Annotated in this window: 20 protein-coding genes; 16 read left to right on the top strand and 4 right to left on the bottom strand. The window is 36.4% G+C overall.

Annotated elements, in window-relative coordinates; translation table 11 throughout:
* Positions 1-2: 2 nt before the first annotated feature.
* Positions 3-560, bottom strand: a complete 558-nt coding sequence (locus ND811_RS13990) for a DUF1415 domain-containing protein (RefSeq protein WP_265352489.1) — start codon at positions 558-560, stop codon at positions 3-5.
* A gap of 209 nt (positions 561-769) precedes the next feature.
* On the opposite strand from ND811_RS13990, the gene ND811_RS13985 reads away from it, so the two are divergent.
* The 9 genes from ND811_RS13985 (at position 770) to ND811_RS13945 (ending at position 9532) form a co-directional block, all read left to right on the top strand.
* Entirely contained in the window at positions 770-1648 is an 879-nt protein-coding gene (locus ND811_RS13985) for an EboA domain-containing protein (RefSeq protein ID WP_265352490.1), read from the top strand.
* Positions 1632-2660, top strand: coding sequence for a TatD family hydrolase (locus tag ND811_RS13980; protein WP_265352491.1), 1029 nt, complete (start codon positions 1632-1634; stop codon positions 2658-2660). Before ND811_RS13985 ends, ND811_RS13980 begins: the two co-directional genes overlap by 17 nt.
* Positions 2661-3527 carry a UbiA-like protein EboC gene (gene eboC / locus ND811_RS13975; protein ID WP_265352492.1) on the top strand — a complete coding sequence of 289 codons (867 nt, stop codon included), beginning with the start codon at positions 2661-2663 and terminating at the stop codon, positions 3525-3527.
* A gap of 8 nt (positions 3528-3535) precedes the next feature.
* Complete coding sequence (locus ND811_RS13970; protein ID WP_265352493.1) at positions 3536-4699, top strand: 3-dehydroquinate synthase; 1164 nt, start codon at positions 3536-3538, stop codon at positions 4697-4699.
* Positions 4696-5919, top strand: a complete 1224-nt coding sequence (eboE, locus tag ND811_RS13965) for a metabolite traffic protein EboE (protein WP_265352494.1) — start codon at positions 4696-4698, stop codon at positions 5917-5919. Before ND811_RS13970 ends, eboE begins: the two co-directional genes overlap by 4 nt.
* A complete protein-coding gene (locus ND811_RS13960; RefSeq protein ID WP_265352495.1) occupies positions 5916-7313 on the top strand; it encodes an alkaline phosphatase family protein in 1398 nt (465 codons plus the stop codon). Before eboE ends, ND811_RS13960 begins: the two co-directional genes overlap by 4 nt.
* Positions 7314-7354: 41 nt before the next feature.
* On the top strand, positions 7355-8563 hold the full coding sequence (locus ND811_RS13955; protein WP_265352496.1) for a Crp/Fnr family transcriptional regulator: 1209 nt from the start codon (positions 7355-7357) through the stop codon (positions 8561-8563).
* Positions 8564-8696: 133 nt separating this feature from the next.
* Positions 8697-9080 carry a DoxX family protein gene (locus ND811_RS13950; protein WP_265352497.1) on the top strand — a complete coding sequence of 128 codons (384 nt, stop codon included), beginning with the start codon at positions 8697-8699 and terminating at the stop codon, positions 9078-9080.
* 137 nt (positions 9081-9217) lie between these two features.
* A complete protein-coding gene (locus ND811_RS13945; RefSeq protein ID WP_265352498.1) occupies positions 9218-9532 on the top strand; it encodes an ArsR family transcriptional regulator in 315 nt (104 codons plus the stop codon).
* A gap of 23 nt (positions 9533-9555) precedes the next feature.
* On the opposite strand, the gene ND811_RS13940 is transcribed toward ND811_RS13945, so the two are convergent.
* Both ND811_RS13940 and perRA read right to left on the bottom strand, forming a co-directional pair.
* A complete protein-coding gene (locus ND811_RS13940; protein ID WP_265352499.1) occupies positions 9556-10533 on the bottom strand; it encodes a ketopantoate reductase family protein in 978 nt (325 codons plus the stop codon).
* A gap of 14 nt (positions 10534-10547) precedes the next feature.
* A complete protein-coding gene (gene perRA, locus ND811_RS13935; RefSeq protein WP_265352500.1) occupies positions 10548-10976 on the bottom strand; it encodes a peroxide-responsive transcriptional repressor PerRA in 429 nt (142 codons plus the stop codon).
* Between the two features lie 332 nt (positions 10977-11308).
* Between perRA and ND811_RS13930 the strand changes: the two genes are divergently transcribed.
* Genes ND811_RS13930 through ND811_RS13915 form a run of 4 tightly spaced genes read left to right on the top strand, consistent with a single transcriptional unit; the run spans position 11309 to position 17991 of the window.
* Entirely contained in the window at positions 11309-13195 is a 1887-nt protein-coding gene (locus ND811_RS13930; protein WP_265352501.1) for a PP2C family protein-serine/threonine phosphatase, read from the top strand.
* Positions 13192-14496: a sensor histidine kinase gene (locus ND811_RS13925; protein ID WP_265352502.1), complete on the top strand. Its 1305-nt coding sequence runs from the start codon at positions 13192-13194 to the stop codon at positions 14494-14496. Before ND811_RS13930 ends, ND811_RS13925 begins: the two co-directional genes overlap by 4 nt.
* Positions 14497-14537: 41 nt before the next feature.
* Positions 14538-16799, top strand: a complete 2262-nt coding sequence (locus ND811_RS13920) for an NAD(P)-binding domain-containing protein (protein WP_265352503.1) — start codon at positions 14538-14540, stop codon at positions 16797-16799.
* Between the two features lie 4 nt (positions 16800-16803).
* A complete protein-coding gene (locus tag ND811_RS13915; RefSeq protein ID WP_265352504.1) occupies positions 16804-17991 on the top strand; it encodes a glycerate kinase type-2 family protein in 1188 nt (395 codons plus the stop codon).
* On the opposite strand, the gene ND811_RS13910 is transcribed toward ND811_RS13915, so the two are convergent.
* Entirely contained in the window at positions 17968-19317 is a 1350-nt protein-coding gene (locus ND811_RS13910) for a C69 family dipeptidase (RefSeq protein WP_265352505.1), read from the bottom strand. The two genes, ND811_RS13915 and ND811_RS13910, sit on opposite strands and share 24 nt — an antisense overlap.
* A gap of 53 nt (positions 19318-19370) precedes the next feature.
* Here ND811_RS13910 and ND811_RS13905 point away from each other — a divergent pair, with 53 nt between their 5' ends.
* The 3 genes from ND811_RS13905 to ND811_RS13895 are packed head-to-tail and all read left to right on the top strand — an operon-like array spanning position 19371 to position 24717.
* Positions 19371-21881, top strand: a complete 2511-nt coding sequence (locus tag ND811_RS13905) for a cation-translocating P-type ATPase (protein WP_265352506.1) — start codon at positions 19371-19373, stop codon at positions 21879-21881.
* Positions 21882-21918: 37 nt separating this feature from the next.
* Positions 21919-22785, top strand: coding sequence for a patatin-like phospholipase family protein (locus ND811_RS13900; protein WP_265352507.1), 867 nt, complete (start codon positions 21919-21921; stop codon positions 22783-22785).
* A 6-nt stretch (positions 22786-22791) separates the two neighbouring features.
* A complete protein-coding gene (locus ND811_RS13895; protein WP_265352508.1) occupies positions 22792-24717 on the top strand; it encodes a hybrid sensor histidine kinase/response regulator in 1926 nt (641 codons plus the stop codon).
* Positions 24718-24730: the final 13 nt, after the last annotated feature.

Genomic DNA, 24730 nt, shown 5'->3' with positions numbered 1-24730 from the left:
ATTTATAGCCATAACTTTATCCATCCATCATGACCTAATTTAGTGAATGTTGTTCTGTTGTTTTTGTAGATACTTTCAATATTTGGATGAGAGTCGACAATTTGGCTAATATTTTCTTCACGTAACAGATGTAAAGTTGGGTAAGGTGATCTTCCTACGTAATTAGTTATGTCGTTTACTGTTTTGTCTGCAAACTGAAATTGCGGGTGAAAGTTGGCAATCTGAATGACCCCATCTAAATCTAATTGATTTAAAAGAAGATCGGCCTCGTCCAAAAAATCATTTTGATCTAAAAAATCTGCCAAAACATTAGGATGGATGATAAGTGTCGTTTCGGTTAAGAGTGGATCGACTTCGCTTAAGAATTTTAGTTCTGATCGGAGATGCAATAGTAATTCCTTTTTTGTGGGAGAATCACAAATCACATAACGAATTCTATTCGATTGGAATGGAAGTTTTGCGAAGGGGCAAAGGTTAAGTCCAATCACTGATTTCAAAATCCAATTTTTGGTTTTGTCCAAAATTTCATTTTGGTTCTGTATGGGACTTTTTTGATTCATCACTAGAATTTCCGTTTTGGTTTTTTATTTTCTGGAATTACCAATATTTATAAAATAGAAACAAAAGTAATCTAAGTTGTGGAATGATATTTTTATTTTTTAAAAAAATATCTTAAAAAATGTCCATATTGATAGAATGTGAGTTTGGAAAGGAATAATTGATTTACGGAGTGATGGATTGATCAGAAGTTTTCAAATATTAGTTCTTTATGGCAGATATTCCAGCAAATTTGACTCAATTCCTTTTTGAACAAACCACAGAGAAAGAACGTGAATGGTTAGAAAAACAGTCCCAATCCGATGTTTTGGATTTGATGACAGCATTCGTGGCTGCTCCTAGGTATTTATCAAAAAAAATAATCTCATACGATTCTAAATCTAAAGGGAGTTTGGTTCCTGATTGTAGTGGATTCCAGGTGAACGGATGGAATTTGGTTCGCTTAGCAAGGGTTTGGTTTCTTTTGCATTTATCTTCGGAGCCAAAGGAGAAGTTTGTTAAAAATATTGAAACATTGTTTGATACCGCCGAATTAAATGAGTTAGTTGCTTTATATTCAGCATTACCTCTACTTCCGTATCCCTGGGAATGGTTACCTAGAGCTACAGATGCAGTGCGTTCTAACATGGGATTTGTCTTCGATTCCATTGCCTTATCGAATCCTTATCCAGAGCTCTATTTTTCCGAACTTGCCTGGAACCAATTGGTACTAAAAACGATCTTTAATGGAAAACCTATCGATTGGATTTACGGAATTGATCGGCGAAAAAACAAAGACTTGGCACTTGCAATTTTTGATTTTATTAGCGAACGTTCTGCGGCTGGGAGAAAAGTCCCTTTAAAAATTTGGCGACTTGTTGCTCCTTTTGCTGATGAAACCACTGGTCCTAAGTTACTGGACCTTTTGGATTCTGAAAGGAAAGAAGAGAGAGAAACAGCAGCTCTTGTATGTTTTGAGTCCAAAAATCCCTATGTCCATAACTTATTATCTAAATATCCAGATCTAGAATTATCTATAAAAAATGGAGAGTTGGATTGGTCTAATATAGAACCCATCCCTGAATCAAATTTTTATGTGCCAAAATCATAAAGAAACATCCAAGAATCCTTCTCACTTTGAATCTATATCCTCTTCTATTGAGCATCCAACACATACAGAAATGTTATGGAATGATTACAAAAATCTAATCCAAGGAATGCGATTTTTCGATCCCCATATTCATATGGTATCGAGAACCACTGACGATTACCAAATGATGGCAAAAGCAGGAATTGTTGCCATCATTGAACCGGCATTTTGGGTAGGGCAGCCAAGGACCGGACTTTCCAGTTTTAAAGATTATTATAGTAGTCTTGTTGGTTGGGAAAGATTTCGATCTTCTCAATTTGGTATTAAACATTATTGTACGATGGGTCTAAACTCAAGAGAAGCAAATAACGAGCGTCTTGCGGAAGAAGTAATGGAAATTTTACCTTTATTTGCTTATAAGGAAGGTGTTGTTGGGATTGGCGAAATTGGATTTGATGACCAAACTCCATTGGAAGAAAAATACTATCGTTTACAGTTAGAACTAGCTAAAAAAGCAAAATTGCCTGTCCAGATACATACTCCTCATCGAGATAAAAAAAGAGGAACAGAAAGGAGTATGTCGATTGCTATAGAACATGGACTGGATCCATCTTGGGTTGTCGTTGATCATAACAACGAAGAAACCGTTAAATCAGTGTTAGACCAAGGATTTTGGGCAGCCTTTACCATTTATCCTTTTACCAAAATGGGGAATGAGAGGATGGTTGCTGTCGTTGAAAAATACGGACAAGAAAGAATTATGATCAATTCAAGTGCGGACTGGGGCATTTCGGATCCTCTTGCCATTCCGAAGACTGCTGCGCTAATGAAACAAAAAGGTATCCCACTTGAGGTGATTCGTATGGTTACTTACCAAAATGCTATTGATGCATTTGCAAAAAGTGGTCAGATTGATGTAACTGATTTTGAATCGGACTTCCAACTTGATCCGAATGCTAAGTTTCATGGTAACTCCATCCTTCGTGGTGGCCAACAACCAGTATTAGATAAAAATTCTCTCTTCATCCAATAAATGAATTTAAAAGCTTACCTTACACTATTTCGACCAGCAAATGTAGTAACAGCAGTAGCTGATATACTTGCTGGTATGGCTATCGTTGGATTTGTCTGGAGAGACCATTCTCCCATTTTCTTATTACTTTCCACCATAGGTTTATATGGTGGAGGTGTAGTTTTAAATGATTATTTCGATATAGAGATTGATACAAAAGAAAGACCAGAACGTCCGATTCCAAGCGGAAAGGTTAAAAAAATATCTGCTTTGGTTTTCGGTAGTTTGCTTTTAGTGGTGGGCCTAGGTTTTGCTTTTTTTTACCAAATGCAAAGTGGATGGATTGCTTTAGGTATTATTGTTCTTGTTCTAACTTACAATCGTTTTGCGAAGCACCATTCTGTATTTGGCCCAGTTGTGATGGGAATGTGTCGCGGTGGAAATTTGATTTTAGGAATGAGTTTGGTGTCAGAAATCAAAACATTCGAAATTGCCCTTTCCTTACTTCCTATTTTTTATATCATAGCCATCACAATGGTGAGTCGAGGGGAAGTCCACGGTGGAAAAAAGCTTCCTTTGTTATTTGCTGGAGTTTTATACCTTATCGTATTTCTTTGTATTTCCATTTTGTCCTTCCAACTTGGACATTTGATGAAGAGTTCACCTTTTGTTGTTTTACACATAACGATGGTATTTCCGCCACTACTTCGCGCTTACCGAAATCCCATTGGGCCCATGATTGGTAAGGCAGTCAAAATGGGTGTGATTACCCTCATTCTTTTGAATGCTTCTTTTGCAGCGAGTTTCGGGTTTATATCGGTAGCCATTGTGATATTTTGTTTATTACCACTTTCACTCGTTTTAGCAAAAACATTTTCTGTTACCTAAAAAAAATTATGATAGAAAATTCGCTTTCACCTCTTTCTTCAGAATTTCAAATTACTTATAGATATACGGTTCAATTTACCAAAGGGATCTTTAAAAAAGACAATCCAGTTTTAAAAGATTTTTTTATTTCTGATTACAAATCGGATCTTGTCAAAAAAGCCCTGGTGGTGCTTGATGAAAGACTGATCCATTATTTTCCGAATTTGGTTTCAGAAATTAAAAGTTATTTTCAAAATTTTAAAACCATTGTCCGACTAACAGGAGATATACTTCCTATCTCTGGTGGGGAAGATTGTAAAAATAACCAACAACTTTGGGAATCATTAGTGAATGCTGTTGATGCTTGTGGAGTTGATAGACATTCATATATCCTTGCCATTGGAGGAGGAGCACTTCTCGATTTGGTTGGATACGTTGCGGCAGTGTCCCACCGTGGAATTCGTTTGATTCGTATCCCGACGACTGTGCTTTCACAAAACGATTCTGGTGTAGGGGTGAAAAATAGTATCAACCACCAAGGTAAAAAAAATTTCCTCGGAACCTTTGCACCTCCGGTTGCTGTTTTTAATGATCTTCAATTTTTAGAAACTTTGGATGATCGAGATTGGCGTTCTGGCATGGCTGAGGCCATCAAAGTGGCACTCATTAAGGATAAGGATTTTTTTCATTGGATTGAGGTGAATGCTATTGAATTACAAAATCGTAATTTAGATAAAATGGCTTATCTGATCCATCGTTGTGCTAAACTTCATATGGATCATATTGCAAGTGGAGACCCATTTGAGTTTGGATCTTCTCGTCCTTTGGATTTTGGACATTGGTCTGCGCATAAATTAGAATACCTTAGTCAGTTTTCATTAAGGCATGGTGAGGCCGTGGCGATTGGTATGGCTCTGGATACAGTTTACTCTTATCAAAAACAATTTTTGTCGTTAGACGATTGTATACGTATTCTTTCTTTATTGAAAACACTTGGATTTTTGATCTATCATCCGCAATTATCGGAAGGTGATAAAGGGAATTTATATTCGGGTTTAGAAGAATTTAGAGAACATCTGGGGGGGAAACTCACAATTGTATTGTTAGCTGAAATTGGAAAAACCCTTGAGGTGCATGAAATGGATTTGAAAACATTAGATGCCTCAGTAAATTTTTTAGAAAACTATATATGAGAACTAAATACGGACATCTAACATATTGTTCTAATATTCATCCAGGGGAATCTTGGTCTGAACATTTTTTGCAACTTAAAGAGAATCTTCCACTCGTTCGTAAAAATTTATCTCCTAATGCACCAATGGGTATTGGCCTCAGATTGGGTAATGAGGCATCCTTGGAACTTATAAAACCGAGTAACATTTATGAATTTCAAACTTGGTTAAAAAACGAAGGATTTTATGTTTTTTTAATTAACGGTTTTCCTTATGGAAATTTCCATAAAACAACCGTTAAGGAGAATGTATATAAACCCGATTGGACCACAAACGAAAGATTGGATTATACTCTTCGTTTGTTTTCCATTTTATCGCAATTATTACCGAAAGAATTAGAGGGAGGCGTTTCTACTCCACCAATTTCGTATCAGTTTTTTGACATAACAGATTTCGAAAGAAAACAAAGAGTAAGAGCTTCCACTCAAAATATAATTAAAATTCTTCATCATTTGATTCAGGTCCAAATGGATACCGGGCAAGTTTTGCATTTAGATATGGAACCTGAGCCAGATGGTATTTTAGGGAATGTAGAACTTTGGATTCAGTGGTATTTGGATGTACTTCTCCCAACGGCTCTTCCTGAAATCCAATCTAAATGGGGATTCACAAAGGAAGCTACCGAAGGAAAAGTTAAGAATCATATCCGAATTTGTCTCGATGTTTGTCATTCCGCAGTAAGTTTTGAAAAAAACAAAACTATTGTTTGGCTTTTGAAAGAAAATTTGATTCAAATTGGCAGAATTCAAATCAGTTCTGCTTTAAAAGCAAAGTTTTCCAAAGATCCTAAACCTACCTTGGATTTGCTTTCTAGTTTTGACGAACCGACATATTTGCACCAAGTAATTATTCAATCAGAAGATGGGCAATTAGTTTCTTTTTCTGATTTGCCTTATGCATTACTGAGAGGTGCTAGGCCATTTGAAGAATGGAGAATCCATTTTCATGTTCCTGTATTTTTAGATTCATTTGGAATGTTATCTTCAACCCAAAGTGAATTGATTGAAATATTGAATTTACAAAAAGATTTTTTTTTAACCAATTCTTTGGAAGTGGAAACATATACATGGGGAGTACTGCCAAAAGAATTACAGACTCCGATAGTAACATCTATTATCCGTGAATTACAATGGGTGAAATCAATTTTAGAAAGTGAAACAAATCTGAAGGTTGTCGAATGAAAAAAACAAAAACAATTTCATTTCAAAAAACAGTAGTGATAGATGTTGTAGGACTTAGTTCTTATTTGGTTTGTGAGTTCACACCTTTTTTAAAACAGTTTTTGGAAAAAAGAAATACCTTATTGATTAAACCTATGATTCCTTCTGTGACTACCAGTGTGCAATCCACTTATCTTACTGGAAAATGGCCGAACCAACATGGAATTGTCGGTAATGGTTGGTATGATCATAAAGACTCTGAAATTAAATTTTGGAAACAATCCAATCATCTTGTAGAGAGTGAAAAAATTTGGGAAAGGGCTAAGAAGGTAGATCCAAACTTTACTTGTTCCAAAATGTTTTGGTGGTACAATATGTACGCAAGTGCTGATTATTCGGTGACACCAAGGCCACAGTATCATGCAGACGGGGTAAAAGCACCTGATTGTTATTCTAATCCTCCTGAACTACGAGATGAATTACAAAAAGAACTTGGCCAGTTTCCTCTTTTTCATTTCTGGGGACCAAATGCCAATATAAAATCTACACAATGGATTGCAGATGCAACAATATTGGTTGATAAAAAATATAATCCTACACTCACATTGGTTTACCTTCCGCATTTGGATTATTGTTTGCAAAAATCGGGACCCGATCTTCCAAAGATTCGAAAAGAACTTTTGGAAATTGATACTGTCCTTAAACAATTAATCGAATATTACGAAAGACGAAATACAAAAATCATTTTGCTTTCTGAATATGGAATTACTCCTGTGCATCGCCCCATTCACATCAATCGAATTCTAAGGGAAAATGGTTTTCTTTCGGTTCGGAAGGAGCGGTGGTATGAACTTTTAGATCCTGGTGCATCTAAGGCTTTTGCAGTAGCGGATCACCAAATCTGTCATATCTACTGTAAAGACCCCGAAATCCAATTGCAAGTTGAAAGGATTTTAAAAACCATTCCAGGTATTTCCTTCGTTTTAGATAAAAAATCGCAAAAGAAATACAATATAAATCACGTTCGTTCTGGGGATCTTGTTTTGGTAGCAGATTCTGATTCATGGTTTACTTACTATCACTGGTTAGATGATAAAAATGCGCCAGATTATGCTCGTTTGGTGGATATTCATAAAAAACCTGGATATGATCCATGTGAGCTGTTTTTAGATCCCGAAAAGCCAGCAGTTAAAATGCGAGTAGGGCTAAAAATATTACAAAAAAAACTAGGTTTTCGCTACCTTATGGATGTAATTCCTTTGGATGCAAATTTGGTAAAAGGTTCCCACGGGGCAAATCATGAGAAAAAGGAATTTTACGCATTATTTTCCTCGGACAAACCTTATCCCGGAAAAGAAATTTCTGCTAATAAAGTGTACGATTTGATTTGGGAGCAGATCACATCAAAGATTTAAGTGTTTGACTGGTTACCTTCTAAACAAATATTTTTGATTCAGTGTCTGCAGAAGAAATCAAAGTTGTTAATTATTCGAAAGGTGCTGCCATCGTTGTGCAGAATTCCGTCAATACAGGAAATTTTTTTATTGTAAGATCAGGCCGGGTTTCGGTCGATTCGGAGCATATTGTCGTTGACCATGAGCTTTCTTTTTACGAAGCAGGGGATAGTTTCGGTCTAGTTTCTGCCCTCACCGAACATCGATTTTTGGTGACTTTGTTTGCCGATACTGATGTGGAGTTAGTTCAAATTCCCATCCGACTTTTGGGTTCTTATTTAAAAGAGAGAAAGGAACTTGCAATGAAGATATTAGGTCTTTATTCTAGGGAGCTTCGAACCTTACAAAAACACCTATCTAAGGCCAACAAACCCGCAGACCGCGAATACCACCCAGAACGTTTGGTCTTAAACGCAAGAACTTATCTAACTTGGCAAAAACCAAACTTAGCCGCTTACTCTTTACAAGCGTTTCTAAAATGGTCCAGGGAAAACAATTCTACGGCTAATGTGGCAGAGGCTACGGATTTACTTAGGTCCATTGGATCCAATTACAAACCTTTTGTCTGGGATAGTATGCAGGCCTCCTTGGACGCTGGAGAAATTCTTTTTGTAGAAAGTGAAAAGAACAACGAAATCTACGTTGTGTTAGAGGGGAATGTCAAACTATTCGGGATCGTTCGCGGCTTTGAATATGTAATCGATGTTTTAGGTCCGGGAGAAATTTTCGGAGAGATGTCTCTTATTGACAATGCTCCGCGTATGGCCTCGGCCATCACCGAAACCAAAAGTAAAATCCTTCGTGTCACCTCTGAAAGTTTATTTGAGTCGGTGGGTCCTTCCTTGTTACAAAAAATATTTGAAAGTATTGCACGACGGATTTGGTTTTCCCACCAACGTTTGGTAATCCTTCGATTGAAGACTCCGGTCATCCGGCTTTATGCTTATTTATATAATTCGATCCGGGACCAAGACATTCGTTTGGGTCGAAACCTGGATGAAAGTTTAGCCAACCCACATACGATTTATATCCAAATGGAAGAACTTTGTAATATGTGTGGAATCATTAAAGTAAAACAGGAGACCATCCAGGAATTCCTAAGTGACACAAACCTGGTCATTGAACCGAATCGAATTACGATCAAAAGTAGGAAGCGATTGGAAGAGAAGCTCGGACATTATAAATCAAAAGAAGGGCGAATCGTTGCCTGACCAACTGGTAAAAATACCTTCCTAAATTTGACTGGGATCTCAAACCCGGGGGAGCCCAAAAGAAAAGGAGGTCATTTTTCGGTCCGATCAAAATTTGTAATGATTTTTTTTAACATTGTGCTTAAGTTCGGTGATGAAAAAATTTCTCGTGTATTCTCTCGGGGCTTTCTACATAATCGCTGGAGCCAACCATTTTTTTTCTCCAGAATTTTATCTAGAAATGATGCCAGACTATCTGCCATTTCACGAACTTTTGAATGTGACGAGTGGGCTCGCTGAAATTACCTTAGGTTCCTTGGTTCTCTACGAAAGAATGCGGAAGATGGCAAGTTATGGAATCATCCTCCTTTTACTCGCCATCTATCCTGCGAATATAAACATGTTGTTAACAGCCTTAGACGGTAAAGATTATGGAGTTCCCATTTGGGCTTTATATGCCAGGTTACCCTTCCAATTTTTATTCATTTATTGGGCTTGGTTGGTTAGAAACTTCAAATGGACAGACGAAATAACCTAACCCCTGTGAGTTAGGAAGTAAACGTTTCTTCATTTACAATTTTTTTGCTTTAGGTAGTGTGAACTTTGAGACTTATGTAAGTTCATCATCGAAGAATTTAGATTATGAATAAAATAACATATTCGTTTTTATAAAGAATGACCAAAGATCCTAAAAGAACATCACAAGAAATGATTAAAAAAGGAGGCCAATGGACCTTTCTATCAAACCATGCTCATGTTTTGATTTGTCTAAGCAAAGATCCTGATATGAGATTAAAAGATGTGGCTTTGTTAGTTGGTATTACAGAGAGAGCCGTTCAAGCTATTGTCAAAGATTTGGTTGATGCTTGCATCTTAGAGAAAAGTAAAGATGGTCGACGAAACCAATACATCATTCAAACAGAAGAAAAGTTGCGCCATCCATTGGAAGCAAATCATTCCATTTCAGAACTATTACGTTTGGGTAAATAAACTAAAATTCTTACCCAGTAGTATTACTGGGCTAATTCCAATTCTTTAATTTTTCGAACAATCCATTCGTTTCTAGATACAGAAATTCCCAACTCTTTCGCTTTATCGACAACTTCGCCATTGATAAAATCAATTTCTGTTTTCCGATGTGCATCCAAATCTTGAACCATTGAAGTTCGAATCTTAAAGTATTTTAGGCCAAGCAAGATAAGGATCAAATGACAAATCCATCGAGGTAGGGAACCTGGACCACCACCTAATTTTTGTATGGAAACAGATCCTGGGACTACTCGTTCCTTGATTTCCAACCGGTTCATGACAAGTTTAATTTCTGTGAGAGTTTCTAAGGCTTCTATCCTTGATTGTCGATTGAGAAATAGTCCACCTAAACTTAATTGTTTTGCAGCTGCAAGTCCATTGATGATGGAATTAATTGCTAGTTTATGCCAACGGTATCCGCTAAGTTCATCGGTCAATATTACGGGAATGAAAGGAGTAAGAATTTTTTTCCAAAAAGAATCAGGTTCGGATCCTTGCGCCTCGCCAAGAATCAAACTACCTATATTGGACTGGAAATAAGTATGTTTGGATAAGGTTTGGGTATTCCAACCCACAACTCCACCGATGATTTTACTTTCGTAGGATTGGAATTGTAGTTCAGGAATTCCGTTTTGAATCAAAATCCATTTCCCGTTTGATTTCAGTAATGATTTTGTTTCATCCAAATATTCCGAAAGATTTTGATTTTTACAACCAATGAGAATATAATCAAACTTATCCTGGTCACATTTGGTCATTGTTAGGTGATTGTTTAGTTCAATCCTAACGACTTTTCCATTGGGGCCTTGGAAACTAATGGGATTTTCCGTTAGAGATTGAAATCTAGTTTGGTTACGACAAAGGATCTTAAAAGGAATCTGATTTTGGTAAAGAGCATAAATGATAGTGACTGTAACAGAACCGATCCCACAAATAGCTATGGAAGGATAAGTGGTTCGCATTTTAACGAAGGATTTTATTTCCCTCGGAGGGTGATGACAAGCTTAGCAGATTCTAGTTTTTTTCCCGTTTTATGGAAATAACTTTCTGTCAGTTCTTCTAACACTTTAGATTCCAGTTCTTCATTCATTTCCACATCAGTAATCTCACCGGTTTCTTCATTCAGAGCATGGTGGTGTGGACCGATATTTGAGTCAAAATGGGTGACCCCACTTTTTAATTCCAAAGTACCGAGCATTCCCTTTTCTGCAAAGAGTTTGAGGTTATTAAAAATAGTGGCTCTAGATGCGTGTGGGAAGTGGGAATTGACCAAATGAAACACTTCTTCAGCAAAGAGGTGTTGGTGGCGCTCCAAAAGTAAGTGGGCCATTTCCAATCTTTGTGAAGTCGGTCGAATCCCGTGGGATTCGAGGAGTTCCTTGGTTTTTTGGTAACTTAGATCCATTTCAGTTTCACCTTCTGCGTTTGCTCTTTTTTGTCAATAATTAGACTCAATCTAAAATATCATTTGCTTGGAATTGATCTCAAATTTGATTTAGTCTAAATTCTCAAAACCTCTCTATGGGTTCCCGAAATCCAAAAGAGGTAGTTGGATAGAGGCTCAATGGAAAATCTTCTTAAGGAAACTGAGTCATCGTGTTTGTCTCAGTTTAAAAAATTCTTGCAGTTCTTCTAAATTTTAATTCAATCCTTCCGGTGTTCCCCGGGAGAATCTATGAAACCTCTACATTTCTTTTTTCTTCAAGAGTGGAGTTTTAGTTTTCCCAGGACAAAACAATGAAATTCCTTTGGTTCTTCATCTTCCTTTCCTCTCACGCAATATATTCCGAAGTAGCATCTTTAGAATCAGGTTGGACTTTCCAAAAGGAAGGTGAAACAAGCGTTAAGCCAATATTTGTCGGAGTTCCATTAACGGAACAAGGATATAAGGTTCCAATACGCGGAAAGTATCGATTAAAAATTTTTATTTCTAACCTCCCTGAGCATTCACAGGCAATTTATATGGATCGTATTCAATCTGCTGACCAAACATTTTGGAATGGAAAGTCTATCGGTTCTACAGGTAGTTTTACACCCGACTATTATCCATATTGGCATAAGGTTCGTTATTACGAAATACCTATTTCATTTCTAAAACAAGAAGAAAATGAATTAGTAGTTGAAGTAGAATGTCGTGAAACACAGTTTAGGTGTGGATTGTTTCGTTCTGTTCCCATTTTTGGAAATCAAGACCAGATTAAAGACAAAATGGTATTCGAAGATGTATACCAAATTTTAATTGCAGCTTTATTCTTCGGAATTTTTTTACAACAAGGAATTGGTTATGCTTTAAATAGGTCTTCAAAATCTGGTTTGTATTTAGCCGGAACTGCTGTTCTTTTCGTAGGTTGGCGATTGCCTGTTTTAAATAAAATTCATTTTCTGATGGTCCCACCTGAAATTTTGGTGCGTTTATTGTTTTTTTGCCAATTTGTATTTCCCGTCTTTATCCTGTTATTTGTTTATACACTTTTCGATAGGCGACTTACAAAACTTGCGGTGATAACTTTTTTTTTAGATGTGGTTCTTGGTATCATTCAGTTATTTCCGATGGATCCCGATAGTCGATTTTATTTAGTTTACCTTTGGTATGTCTTACTTGCCGTAAAGATTCCTATCCTTATACAGTTGCTAGCAAAAAATTATAAAAAAACATCAGAAGCGGTTGTTGTTTCTCTTGGAGCTCTTGTTGCAACTTTCTTTGGAATTGCCGATGTCATTACCGATGTTCTTACTGGGAAAAATGATTATTTAACACAATATGGAATTTTGACTTTTTTATTTTCGGGGGTTCTTGCCATTGCTTTGCAAAGTGCAAGGACAAGAAAAGAACTTCGCAATTTAAATGAGTCGTTGGAGATGCTTGTAACCCTTCGTACCCAAGAGCTACATAAACAATTTAAACTATTACATGATGATTTGGTAATTGCCGCAGGTTTACAATCAAAATTGATTCCTCCTATGGAATTTGATCATAAAACTCTTCGGGTCGCTTCTGTTTTTATGCCAATGGAAAAAATTGGCGGTGATTATTTTGATTACTATATTCACGATGATTCATCCATTAGTTTTTTGTTATGTGATGTATTGGGGCATGGCATTGCGGCAGCCCTCATTGCCAGCATGTTAAAAGTAAATTTTTTGGAGATAGCTCCGAAAGAAAAGGATCCTGGTTCTTTTTTGTTAGAGCTAAATTTAAAGATGTTACCTGTGGTTGAGAAAAACTATATCACGGCAGTTGCCTGTCATTTCGATTTAGAGAGATCCATGATGAGATATTCGGTAATGGGTCATCCAAGTCCTTTTATAATGAATGTTGTTTCCCATTCCTTGGCACCACTTACGGGTAGGGGACCCATTATGGGATGGAAAAAGGATGTTTCGGTGGAGACGTTTTCTCGGAAACTTGAGTCGGGGGATCGTTTCTTTTTTTATACAGATGGGATTACGGAAAGCCAGAATAAACTTCGTGAATTATACGGAGAATCTCGTTTAAAAGAACAATTAATTGGTGGTTTAAACCTTTCTATATATGATCTGAATGAAAAAATTAAAAAGGATATACGGAAATTTGCATTTCGTTTGTCAGATGATGTAACATATTTTACGATTGATATCAAATGAGTAACTTAATTGATAAATTAGGAATTCGTCGATTACTCAATTTAGGAGTTACAGAAGAGCTAAGTTTAGATTCTTCTGTTCGAGTTCAACTCTCCAACTTGGTTTCTGTTTTGGGAATATTCTCTAACATTCAATATTCAATTTTCTTTGTGATTGCCGGTGCTCCTCATTACCAATTCATGAATGTCATTCATGTGATGGTCATTTCTTTGTTGGTCTTTGTTTTATATTTGAATACGAAGGAGAAGTATTTTCTTGCACGAATCATTTTGGTATTCACCATTTCTGTTCCGTTGTTTTTTGTTTCCACAGTTAGTTTTGGAACTTCTGGAGGGTTTTATTATTACTTTCTGATGTTTGCTATTGTACCTTTTGTGATTTTTCCTTACGAAGAGAAGTGGTTGATCCTTTTTGTTTTCCTTATGAATACGGTATTTTATCTTTGGTTCGAGTTTTTCGGATCTCCTGGTATATTTGCAGAAGGAACACTTCTGTATCATAAAGAAGTAAGGGATTTGTTTCGTATCAATTCTGTTGTTTCTTGTTTGTCTTTTGTCGCCTTATTTATGTTTTATTTTTTAAGAAATATCAATCGAATTCAAAAGGAAATGATTCGGATAAATGATCACAAGGATAGGATTTTTTCTATTTTGGCGCATGACTTAAAAGGACCAATCGGAACGATGAGCACTTTTTTAGGATATTTAACAACTTCATTGCCGGAAAGGGAGGAGTTGATCTTTGCTTTGAAAGAACTGAAAAAAAGTACGAACCAAACATATTTGGTATTAGAAAACCTACTTGATTGGGTTCGGAATGAAACTAAAAAAACACAATGTAATCCAAACAAATTGAGTTTATCTGTGATGATCCAAAATGCAGTTGAAATTTTAAATATGCAAGCAGCAGAAAAAGGAATTCACATTGAAACAAAAATTGCTGATGAGTATTTAGTATTTTGCGATGAACGAATGACCGCTACTGTATTGCGTAATATTTTATCTAATGCGATAAAATATTCTCATCCCAATGGAACGGTAGTGATAGATGTTGAACCGATTTTTCCCTTTATCGAAATTTCTTTTGAAGACAATGGCGTTGGTATGACCGAAGATTTGTTAGGAAAAATACTGGAAGGTAAAAGATTTACGTCGCGATTTGGAACCGTTGGTGAGAAAGGTACTGGTCTTGGGCTTCTTGTCTGTATGGAATTACTAAAAGAACAAGGAGGTTCTCTGCAAGTCACAAGCAAACCGAAAGAAGGAACAAAAATTACGATCAAACTTCCTCTTATCAATTAAATTCATTTCTTTTTTTATGAATGGAAGTCCAATTGTATAGTATGTGGCCTTCTTCTTATTTTCATTGGTTAACCAAATCAGTGCCTACAGGCTCAGTAGAAATTTACCCCGAAATTTCTGATACTTATGAAACAAATCTCCCTAACGTATTTATTATAGGAGATCTAACGGGAGTTCCGCTTTTGAAATTAGCTGCGGAAAGCGGTGTCAAAGTTTGGGAACACATACGAGAAAACAAAGCAGACTGTTTTGATGCTGTCATTATCGGCTCAGGTCCTGCTGGTTTGTCTTGTGCTTATGAAGCAAACAAATTAGGAAAAAAATATGTTGTTTTGGAAGCAAACTTACCTTTTCAAACCATCCAAAGTTATCCTAAAAATAAGCCGATTTTTGCAGAACCCAAGGAAATCGAATCTTTATCTAAAATCAAAATTCAAAACTCTACAAAAGAAGAGTTACTGGAATATTTAAACCTGTTATTAAAAAAAGAACCAATCGAATTGCAGCTCGGGAAACGAGTCACATCGATTGAAGCGAACGGTTCTCTTTATATTGTTAAAACCGAATCAGGAGATTCTTATCTAACGAACTCCGTTGTGATTGCGATTGGAAAATCGGGAGACCCAAAACGTTTAGGAGTAGCGGGAGAGTCCTCTCCCTCTGTGTTTTATCGCCTCTTTGATCCTTATGATGCCAAGGAAAAGTCTGTAGCAATCATAGGAGGTGGTGATAGTGCTGTTGAAGCTGCCATTGCTTGTTCTAGTTATGCGAATGAAGTTTGTCTGATACACCGAGGGAAAAATCTTCAAAGACCTAAAGCGGAAAATTTAAATCGTTTAAAGAATTTAATCGAAGAAGGAAAAGTTAAACTTTTGTTGGAATCTGAGGTTACAGAAATTTCAGAAAAAAACATTTTTGTAAAAACGCAATCATCTGCTGTAAAATTCAAATCTGATTTAGTTTATATTTTAATCGGAACAACTCCACCAATTCCTTTTCTAAAAAGGCTAGGAATCAAAATTCAAAATGAAAAATCGCTTTCTGATTGGTTAGGATTTGTTTCTTTATTTTCTTTTGCTGCACTTGCTTATTTTGGAAAGGCTTCTTTTTATGGGCCGGGTTGGTTCTCTCCATTAGCCACAAGTTTTGGTTTTATATCCATTCTTTCGTTCACTTTATTTCTGTTTTCAAAATTAAAACATGGAACCGGTATATTTCAACCTTGGGTTTTTATTAGGAATAGTTATCTTCTTTTTGCTTTTTTATATTTTCTTTTTGTTTATTTTTCTGCAACTTATTGGAATCAAATATTTTTGGGAAAATTTCCATCTTTCCACTATACCATGTTATATTCGTTGACTATTTTGGTTTTTGGTATTCGAAGAATTTTGATTCGAAAAACTGATTATGTTTTTTATCAAACGATTAGTTTGATTTTTATACAAATTTTTTTTCTGTTTTTATTACCTGAATTAATTTTGCCAGCTCTCGGGGATTCAGGTTATTTAGGAAGTCCAGAAGGTTATATTCGAACTGAGGTCTTTCCAAATGATGCTTACTGGAAAGCTTACGGATTTATATTAGCTTGGCCATTAAGTATGGGTGTTTTGTATGATGGGGGCATCACTGGTTTTTGGTTAGGTTATGGTATATTGTTTAGTTTTGGTTTTATTCCTTTTTTAGTTTATCGATATGGAAAGGGTGCTTACTGCGGTTGGATTTGTTCTTGCGGAGGCCTTGCGGAAACATTAGGTGATGAACATAGGCAAAAAATGCCACATGGAAAATGGGCCTACCGATTGGAACATTCTGGCCAATACATTCTCTTAATTGCTTTTTTGCTAACATTGCTAAAGTTAGTTGGCGTCTATGGTAAGGGAATCAATACTAATTTAGCTTTGAGTGAGTCCGTTGCAGATTCTGTGAAATGGATTTATGACATTGTAGTCGATATAGGTTTGGCAGGTATTGTGGGAGTGGGATTCTATTTCCTCTTTTCTGGAAGGATCTGGTGCCGGATGTTTTGTCCATTGGCATCTCTTATGCATATATATGCAAAATTTAGCAAATTTCGTATATTCTCTGATAAAAAGAAATGTATATCTTGTAATATTTGTACAAAAAATTGTCATCAAGGGATTGATGTTATGGGATACGCTAGTAGAGGAATCCCGATGGATAGCGTGCAATGTGTTCGATGTTCCGCTTGTGTTTCACTTTGCCCGACAGATGTATTGGAATTTGGTCAATTGACTGTGTCCGGCATCCGTTATGATTCTATTCAGGCAAAATTGCGGAAATAAACAAGTGAACTCATTAAGGGAGGATATTGAATTTCTTTTTTGGGAGGGAGTCAGAGCGGCAACACCCAAGTATCTTTCTCAGAGATTTTGGAATTTACACCCAGATTTAAAGGATGAGTTAAATCATTCAAATAAAAAGACATATGTTTTTGCATTGGGAAAAGCTGCCTTTACTATGGCTTTATCTTTTCAGGAGTCCTTTTCTGTTGATAGTGGATTTATCCTTACAAAATACGAACACCTCCCTAATGAATTTAAAACTAAGGGTCAAATGGGAGTTTGGAAATGCAGAGAAGCATCGCATCCTATCCCCGATAAAAATACGGAACTGTATTCAAGGGAAGTTTTGCAGGAACTTTTAAGTTTGGATGGAAGTTATCAATTGGTAGTTTTGTTATCGGGAGGTGGCTCAAGTCTTTTTGAGATTCCGGAAGAGGGATTTGTTTTGGATGACCTAATTCAATTAAATGAAAAATTACTAAAGACGGGACTGTCTATCTATGAAATCAATGCGGAGAGAAAAAAATATTCTGCAGTAAAAGCAGGTAAACTTCTTAAACATCTCAATCCAAATTTAAAAGTGTATTCACTTGCCATATCAGATGTATTAGGTGACGACCCAGCAGTGATTGCTTCTGGACCTACTTATCCAGGTAGCATATATTATGTTACGGGAAATTTATTTACTTCTCTTTCCACTATGGAAAATACTGCTAAAAATTTAGGTTATAATGTAAAAGTCATCTCTGATTCTTGGGATCTTTCTAGCGAAGAAACAGCAAAGCGTATGTTAGGTGAGTTAATTTTGGCTAATGAAAATAATCAAAAACAAGCCATCCTCTTGGGTGGTGAATTGGTTTGTCCTGTGCGTGGGAATGGAAAAGGGGGGAGAAATCAAGAAACAACTCTGCGGATGGCAATCTTATCCGAATCTATTTGCATCAATCGAGATTGGTTATTCTTATCATGTGGAACGGACGGAACGGATGGACCAACCGATGCTGCAGGCGGGATCGTTGGGCCCAAAACTTTGTCACAAATGAAAAATAAAGGTTGGGATGTGAGAAAAGAACTGGCTGAGTCCAATTCCTATCCTGTATTAAAAGATACAAATTCCCTTTTATTCACAGGAGCCACAGGAACCAATGTCAACGATTTATTGATCCTTTTACTTGGAGAAAGGGATCTTTAGTTTCCGATTCTGTCCTGACCAGTAAATTTGAAAGAGAGGATTTTGCCAACGACTCCTTCCGATTTTAGACTGAATTAATTCTTCATCAATTTTCTTTAGAATGTTGACATGATCCTTTAAAAAACGCCATTGAACCTCTTCTTTTTTCTGTTGTGAAAGAAATTCTTTTGAGATATTGATTATGGAATCTTGTAATCCAATCAAAGATGGTAATAAAATTGACCGCACCGCTTGGTAATCAAAATTTGATTTTCTTGCAATTGATTCGTGTAACCACCATAAGGTTTCTGAATATGTTGCATGGGAAGTTAAACTTGAAGATCCTATGAAATTTTTTGTACCAAAATAGAATGGTTTAAACAAACTAAGGCATGGAGTGGAAGTCCCTGTATATAATACGCGAAGGGGATCTTGGTTTGTTTCTGATGTATCCCATTCTACGATTAGGCTGCCATTGGTTTGATTGGGTGTGGTTGGTCCTGTTGCATGCAAACAAAGTGATTTCATTGATGAAGAAGAAGGTTCGAATTCATCAATCTCAATCGAATGTGTTCTTAAAGTTTCCATTGCTTGTTTGATTGTATAACGTTCTGTTTCTTTTTCTAAACTCTCTGCCGTTTTCTCATGTAAATTTCTTCTGTCTTGGCAATGGCTCATGTAAGTGTAAAAATGATCACTGAAATGATCTTTGAAAGAAAATTCTTTATTGGATTTTTTTCTTAACTTGTCAATGAGGTTTGGAGAGGAATATTCAAAGTCGGAGCCAATGGTAAGTCCATTTGAAATGGCATAAAAAGAATCTATTTTTTTTGCTACCCAGAATTTATCTGCGGTTTCTAAAACGTAACCTTCCGTTCGATCGGCAATGATGAAGCTGTTATGGTAAAAGAAGGCCTTATTTTCATATCCACCACAAGCATCTTGACCATAAGTTTCTAATAATTCCGTAATCAAAAACAATGCGTCTCTAGCAGACTTACATCGCTCCAATGCCAATCGAATTAAGTCCATCCCCGTTAAACCGTTATTCTTTTTGGGAATTTTTACATTGGTAAAAACTGCTTCATTTCCGATGCATACTCCAAACTCATTCACACCCATTTCGGCCCCCCACATATGGAAGGGTTTACTTAAAAATACTTCGTATGTAACAGGAGTTTGAGGAATTTCTATAAAAGTTGTGCGTAATAAGGAACCTTTTTCATGTTCAAAACGAGGGACGTGGAGTATGGATTGTGCTTCGTTTGGTTCGCGATCCGAGTTTTTGGCAAAGATTCTTTTTTGAGTCTTAGTAAATTTTTCAGTGGCAAGAGATGTATCGCACATTCTAGAATGTTAAACAGAATTCTATTAAAATACAAGACCAAATCAAAAAGAATATGCCTTCAATACCAAAACAAATCTCTGAATACATCCTTATGGGATTAACCCAAGAACAGGTTAGAAAAAACCGTACAAAGTATGGTGCCAATGAGATCAGCTCTTCCAAAAAAAAGGGAATCTTCCAGATGTTACTTGGAGTGGTCATGGAACCAATGATTCTGCTTCTCATTTCCATAAGTATCGTTTATTTACTCCTAGGAGATCGGGGAGAGGCACTCCTATTATTATGCTCCGTAATCGGAATTATAACCATCACTTTTATCCAAGAAAAGAAAACGGAGACGGCGATCTCTGCTTTACGTTCCCTTGCTAGTCCAAGAACAAATGTGATTCGCGACAGGCAAATTCTTCGTATTGAAGGAAAGGATGTTGTTTTTGATGATTTATTAATTCTCAATGAGGGAGATAGAGTTCCTGCAGATGCGGAACTTATATCAGACAGATTGTTTTCCTGTGATGAGTCTTTACTTACAGGAGAGTCTGTGCCTGTTACCAAATCTCAATCTAGTCCAGTATTTTGTGGATCTTTAGTTGTTAGTGGGGAAGGAGTATGTCGAGTAACGGCCGTTGGTAACCAAACTGAGATTGGTAAAATAGGTCGTAAAATTGCTGATGAAACAGTCGGTAGAACTTTACTCGAAGTAGAAGTTGCTCGATTAGTTCGTAATTTATTTATTGTTGCCGCATCTTTATGTGTGATTCTAGCTCTTTATTTTGGGATTGCCAGAAGCCAGTGGTTACAGGGTTTACTTTCGGGACTTACTTTAGCCATTGGCTTGATGCCAGAAGAATTACCTTTGGTTATGACCATATTTTTTGCGTTAGGTGCTTTTAGGTTAAGCACTAAAAAGGTTTTAGTTAGACGGTCTTCTATTATTGAAACTTTAGGTGCTGCTACAGTTCTTTGTTCTGATAAAACTGGCACAATCACTCAGAATAAAATGAAAGTCGGGTTTGTTGTAACAAAATCGGAGACATGCGAATTAAATCCAAAAACGAAACAGTCGGATGAAACAAAAGAATTACTTCATATAGCTTATTGTGCTTCCAAACATCCCAGTTTTGATCCGATGGATATTGCCATCTCGGATTGTTGGGACCTGTTAGAAAAAAAAGAGGACTCAGCGTTATTATCAGTTAGAGATTTTCCATTGTCTCCAGACCATTTAACAATGGTTCGTGTTCTAAAAGACGGTGAGTTTTATGTGAGTTATGCAAAAGGGTCACCTGAGGCAGTTTTTGATTTATGCAGTTTTACTGGATCAGATTTGGAATTATGGACACAGAAAACAAATGAACTAGCAAAACAAGGATTTCGAGTGCTTGGTGTCGCTAAATCAGAATCCCCGTCGCTAGAAATTCCCGAAGAAAGAAAACAAGCTAAGTTTCGCTTTTATGGTCTTCTCGCATTTTTGGATCCGATTCGAGAGATTGTACCGCTTGCGGTAAAAACTGCATACGAATCAGGAATTCGAGTGATCATGATTACGGGAGACTATCCTGAGACAGCAAAAAACATAGCAGACCAAATTGGATTAAAGGAATCCCATCTAGTTTATACAGGAAAAGAATTTTCCAATCTTAGCGAAGTAGAAATGCAAAAAGTAATTCGTAAGTGTAATATTTTTTCTCGTGTAAGTCCTGAAGATAAATGGAAAATTGTTCGAATGTTAAAAGCTGATGGCGAGATAGTGGCCATGACTGGAGACGGAGTGAATGATGCTCCGGCATTACGCACAGCAAACATTGGTGTTGCAATGGGAGAACGCGGAACAGATGTAGCTCGTGAAGCTGCCGATATCGTTTTGTTAGATGATTCTTTTTCATCCATATTAGAGTCTGTTCGCATAGGAAGACAGATTTTTGATAATTTAAAAAAAGCTTTGGGTTACCTCATCGGTGTTCATATACCTATTGTAGGTATAACATTTTTCCCAATCATCTTCGATTGGCCGATCGTTGTTTTATCGGCCATCCATATAGTATTTATGGAAATGGTAATCGATCCTACATGTACGATCGTTTTTGAAAGAGAGTCTGCTGAGTCTGATCTTATGAAGAGGAAACCACGAGAAACATCGGAGCCATTGTTAGATCGAGAATTATTCATTAATTCTTTGATCCAAGGTGCCTTTTCTTTATTTTCAGTTGTTTCTTCCTATTGGATCACCGAATTATTTCTAAAAGGGAATTCTTCTCCGAAAGTAGTCAGCACTGCCACTTTTGTTACATTAGTATTTTCGAATTTGTTCTTAATCCTTGCGAATCGATCTTTACATGAATCCATGTGGAGTAGAATGAGAATTCCCAATCAAACCATTCGTTATGTTTTTTCAGGAACGATCGGAGTGCTTATGTTGTCTATGTATTTGCCGGGAATGAACTCAATGTTTCGATTTGTGCCACTTAATTTCCTGCAGTTTTCAACAGCGATACTGGTTGCTTTTGTCGGAGTTTTGTTTTACGATATGACAAAAGTTTTGGTTTCCAAATCACTTCGTAGCTGACATAGTAATCATAGGAATCTAAACTTAGTAAAACCATATGATTGAACTTTTTTTTCCTAAAAAGTATTCTGCCCTTTGTTTGAAATCTGCCTTTTTTGGTTTTTTTGCACACACGGGTTTTGTGCGCGGGTTACAAGAAATTGGATTTAAACCTGCCATTGTTACAGGATCTAGCTCTGGAGCAATGATCGGCGCTTTGTATGCCACTGGGCGAGAGATGGTAGATTTTGAATCCCTCGTTTTGGGATTAAAGAAAAAGGATTTTTGGGAAGGGAATTCTTTGACTATGCTCGGACGTTTATTCAAAAAGGGACTCAATGGATATAGCGGAGTTCTGACTGGTAAGGCCACGCGCGAAATTTTATATCCCTATCTAGGAAATAAAAAGTTCTCTGATTTATCGATTAAATTGGGAATTGCAGTATCGAACCTTTCTAAAAACAAAAGAGAATTAATTACGGAAGGGAATGTTCTAGATGCAGTGATGGCTTCAATTGCTTTTCCTTTTCTATATGAAGTGCAGGAATTTCAGGGGCAAGAGTTTTTGGATGGTGGCATTGGGGACGGCGAACCAATTAAAGAATTAATTTTAGATCCAAGTATTGATAGAATTGTGATACACCAAATTAACAATCATAGACCTATGAGTAAAAATACAATGAAGCGCGCGTTAGATGCATCTGTTCAGATCATAGAATCGGAATCAGAAGATTTAAAATCTTTATTAGCAAAAGAAAAGGGGAAAAAACTCATTCGATTAGAAACCAATACTCCTTATTTATCTCCCAATGATTTTTCTAAAGGTAAGTTTGCCCTTGCAGAAGGTCGTGGAACTGCCTACAGACATAAAGCTGAAATTTTAGGTGATTTGGAATTACCAATATTTGGTTTTTTCAATCAATAATATTCTATGGATATTCAAAAGAAACTCAATGTTTTGATTGTTGAAGATTCTCTTGCTTCTTACAAAGCGATTGTATCGGTTCTTCAAAATTTTGGGTTTTCCATTTTTCCCGAAAGAGCTGAATGGAAGGCGGAATTTGAACAAAGACTTGCGGACGAAACTTGGGACATAGTGATTTCCGATTTTTATCTTCCTGACTTTGATGGGCGTTATGTCATCACTAGAGTAAAAGAAATTAATCCTGATTTACCAGTAATTTTAGTCACAGAATTTCTTCCAGAGGATGCAGCTTCTGAATTTCTGAATTTGGGTGCCGCAGAATTTTTACCAAAATCTTCCATCATCAAACTTCCGTTTGTTGTCAATCGTGAGCTGGAAGCCTATCGACTTAAAGTATCGCAAAAAAAAGCTTGGGACATGTTGGTACATGGCGAGGAGTTGTTAACTCGTTCACAGAAGATTTCCCATCTTGGTCATTTTGAAGTGATTTTTCCCGAGAAAAACACCTTATGGTCGTTAGAGTTATATCGAATTTTGGGATTTGATTTCAGTGAAATTCCACTCATGGAAAAGGTTTGGTCCTTATTAGACCAATCAGAACAAGATCACATTACGGTAGTATGGGAAGAACTTTTAAGAGACAATCACTCGAAAGAAATGATTGTTACACTGAATACAAATACGGGCAAAAAAAAAGTTAATCTTTGGTTGGAAGCAGAAAGATTTGAGGATTCACGTTTTCGTATTTTTGGTACCATACATGATATATCCGATCTTTCTGAATTAGAACATTCCATCCAACTCAACGAACAATTATTTAAAGGTATTTTTAATAATTCTTCACAAGCGATTTTCCTATTGGATTTGCAAGGTCATGTGATTCGTATGAACCGTATGGCTGTTTTGTCCTTTGAAAGAGATGAAACCGATGTGCAGGGTTTAGAATTAATTCGTTCCATTTTTTCAAATTCAGATGAAGAATCAAAAAAGAAATTAACCTATGGAATGAAGCTGGCATTAAAAAATCAGAATTTTGAAGTATTTGTTAGTTATATATTGTTAGATGGTCGAGAAAAATACTTCGATTGCGATTTTTATTCTCTGACAGATCCTTCAGGAAAAATTTTATACATTGTACTCGAAGCAAAAGATATTACTGAAAAAATTGTTTTGGAACGAGCATATGCCCAATCGCAAAAATTAGAAGCTCTTGGTACTTTTGCTGGTGGGATTGCACATGATTTCAACAATCTTCTAACACCAATGATGGCCTATGTATCTTACTTAAATTCAGAATGGTCGAAAGGTGAAACAAACGAGGCAATTCAAAAATCTTTGCCAGCCATTGAAGGAATATCCAAGTCTCTAGATCGAGCAAAAAATTTAATCCAACAGATTTTAACGTATTCAAAAATTGATAATTCTATTTCGAAACAATTAGATTTGCGGGAACATTTACTACAGGTTTTACAGGAAGTGAGAAGTGTATCTTCAAATCGAATCACTTTGTTTACAGATTTGGGAAATGAACCTGCATTTGTTAATGCAGATCCGATTCAAATTTTTCAGATCCTTTCTAATTTATATGAAAATGCAGTATTTGCTTTGCAAGATGTATCAAATCCAAAGATTACCATTTCGCTTTTAAAAGTTTTGTATGAAAAGTCAGAATTACTTCATGTTGGATTTATGAAAAATACCGAATACTGGAAATTAGGTTTTGCTGATAATGGCTCGGGAATCCCTCGTGAAATCATTGAAAAAATTTTCGATCCGTTTTTTACCACAAAAGGTGGAAAGGGGACCGGTTTAGGACTACCAATTATTTATGGAATCATGGTAAAAATGGGAGGAACCATTCTTGCTAATTCCGAAGTAGGAATTGGAACTGAATTTGACTTATATTTTCCAGCATGGAAGGCAATGGTTTAATCAATTGACAAAT

This window comes from Leptospira soteropolitanensis, assembly GCF_026151655.1.
Classification (GTDB): domain Bacteria; phylum Spirochaetota; class Leptospiria; order Leptospirales; family Leptospiraceae; genus Leptospira_A; species Leptospira_A soteropolitanensis.
The sequence above is the reverse complement of the archived record's forward strand: the minus strand, read 5'-3'. Positions and strand labels throughout refer to the sequence as shown.

Bases quoted from the DNA above. Each gene is read 5' to 3' on its own strand.
- ND811_RS13980 (WP_265352491.1), top strand. From the start codon at position 1,632: ATGTGCCAAAATCATAAAGAAACATCCAAGAATCCTTCTCACTTTGAA.
- ND811_RS13895 (WP_265352508.1), top strand. From the start codon at position 22,792: ATGGATATTCAAAAGAAACTCAATGTTTTGATTGTTGAAGATTCTCTT.
- perRA (WP_265352500.1), bottom strand. From the start codon at position 10,976: ATGGATCTAAGTTACCAAAAAACCAAGGAACTCCTCGAATCCCACGGG.
- ND811_RS13925 (WP_265352502.1), top strand. From the start codon at position 13,192: ATGAGTAACTTAATTGATAAATTAGGAATTCGTCGATTACTCAATTTA.
- ND811_RS13930 (WP_265352501.1), top strand. From the start codon at position 11,309: ATGAAATTCCTTTGGTTCTTCATCTTCCTTTCCTCTCACGCAATATAT.
- ND811_RS13920 (WP_265352503.1), top strand. From the start codon at position 14,538: ATGTGGCCTTCTTCTTATTTTCATTGGTTAACCAAATCAGTGCCTACA.
- ND811_RS13905 (WP_265352506.1), top strand. From the start codon at position 19,371: ATGCCTTCAATACCAAAACAAATCTCTGAATACATCCTTATGGGATTA.
- ND811_RS13950 (WP_265352497.1), top strand. From the start codon at position 8,697: ATGAAAAAATTTCTCGTGTATTCTCTCGGGGCTTTCTACATAATCGCT.
- ND811_RS13990 (WP_265352489.1), bottom strand. From the start codon at position 560: ATGAATCAAAAAAGTCCCATACAGAACCAAAATGAAATTTTGGACAAA.
- ND811_RS13985 (WP_265352490.1), top strand. From the start codon at position 770: ATGGCAGATATTCCAGCAAATTTGACTCAATTCCTTTTTGAACAAACC.
- ND811_RS13945 (WP_265352498.1), top strand. From the start codon at position 9,218: ATGACCAAAGATCCTAAAAGAACATCACAAGAAATGATTAAAAAAGGA.
- ND811_RS13970 (WP_265352493.1), top strand. From the start codon at position 3,536: ATGATAGAAAATTCGCTTTCACCTCTTTCTTCAGAATTTCAAATTACT.
- eboC (WP_265352492.1), top strand. From the start codon at position 2,661: ATGAATTTAAAAGCTTACCTTACACTATTTCGACCAGCAAATGTAGTA.
- ND811_RS13960 (WP_265352495.1), top strand. From the start codon at position 5,916: ATGAAAAAAACAAAAACAATTTCATTTCAAAAAACAGTAGTGATAGAT.
- ND811_RS13940 (WP_265352499.1), bottom strand. From the start codon at position 10,533: ATGCGAACCACTTATCCTTCCATAGCTATTTGTGGGATCGGTTCTGTT.
- eboE (WP_265352494.1), top strand. From the start codon at position 4,696: ATGAGAACTAAATACGGACATCTAACATATTGTTCTAATATTCATCCA.
- ND811_RS13900 (WP_265352507.1), top strand. From the start codon at position 21,919: ATGATTGAACTTTTTTTTCCTAAAAAGTATTCTGCCCTTTGTTTGAAA.
- ND811_RS13910 (WP_265352505.1), bottom strand. From the start codon at position 19,317: ATGTGCGATACATCTCTTGCCACTGAAAAATTTACTAAGACTCAAAAA.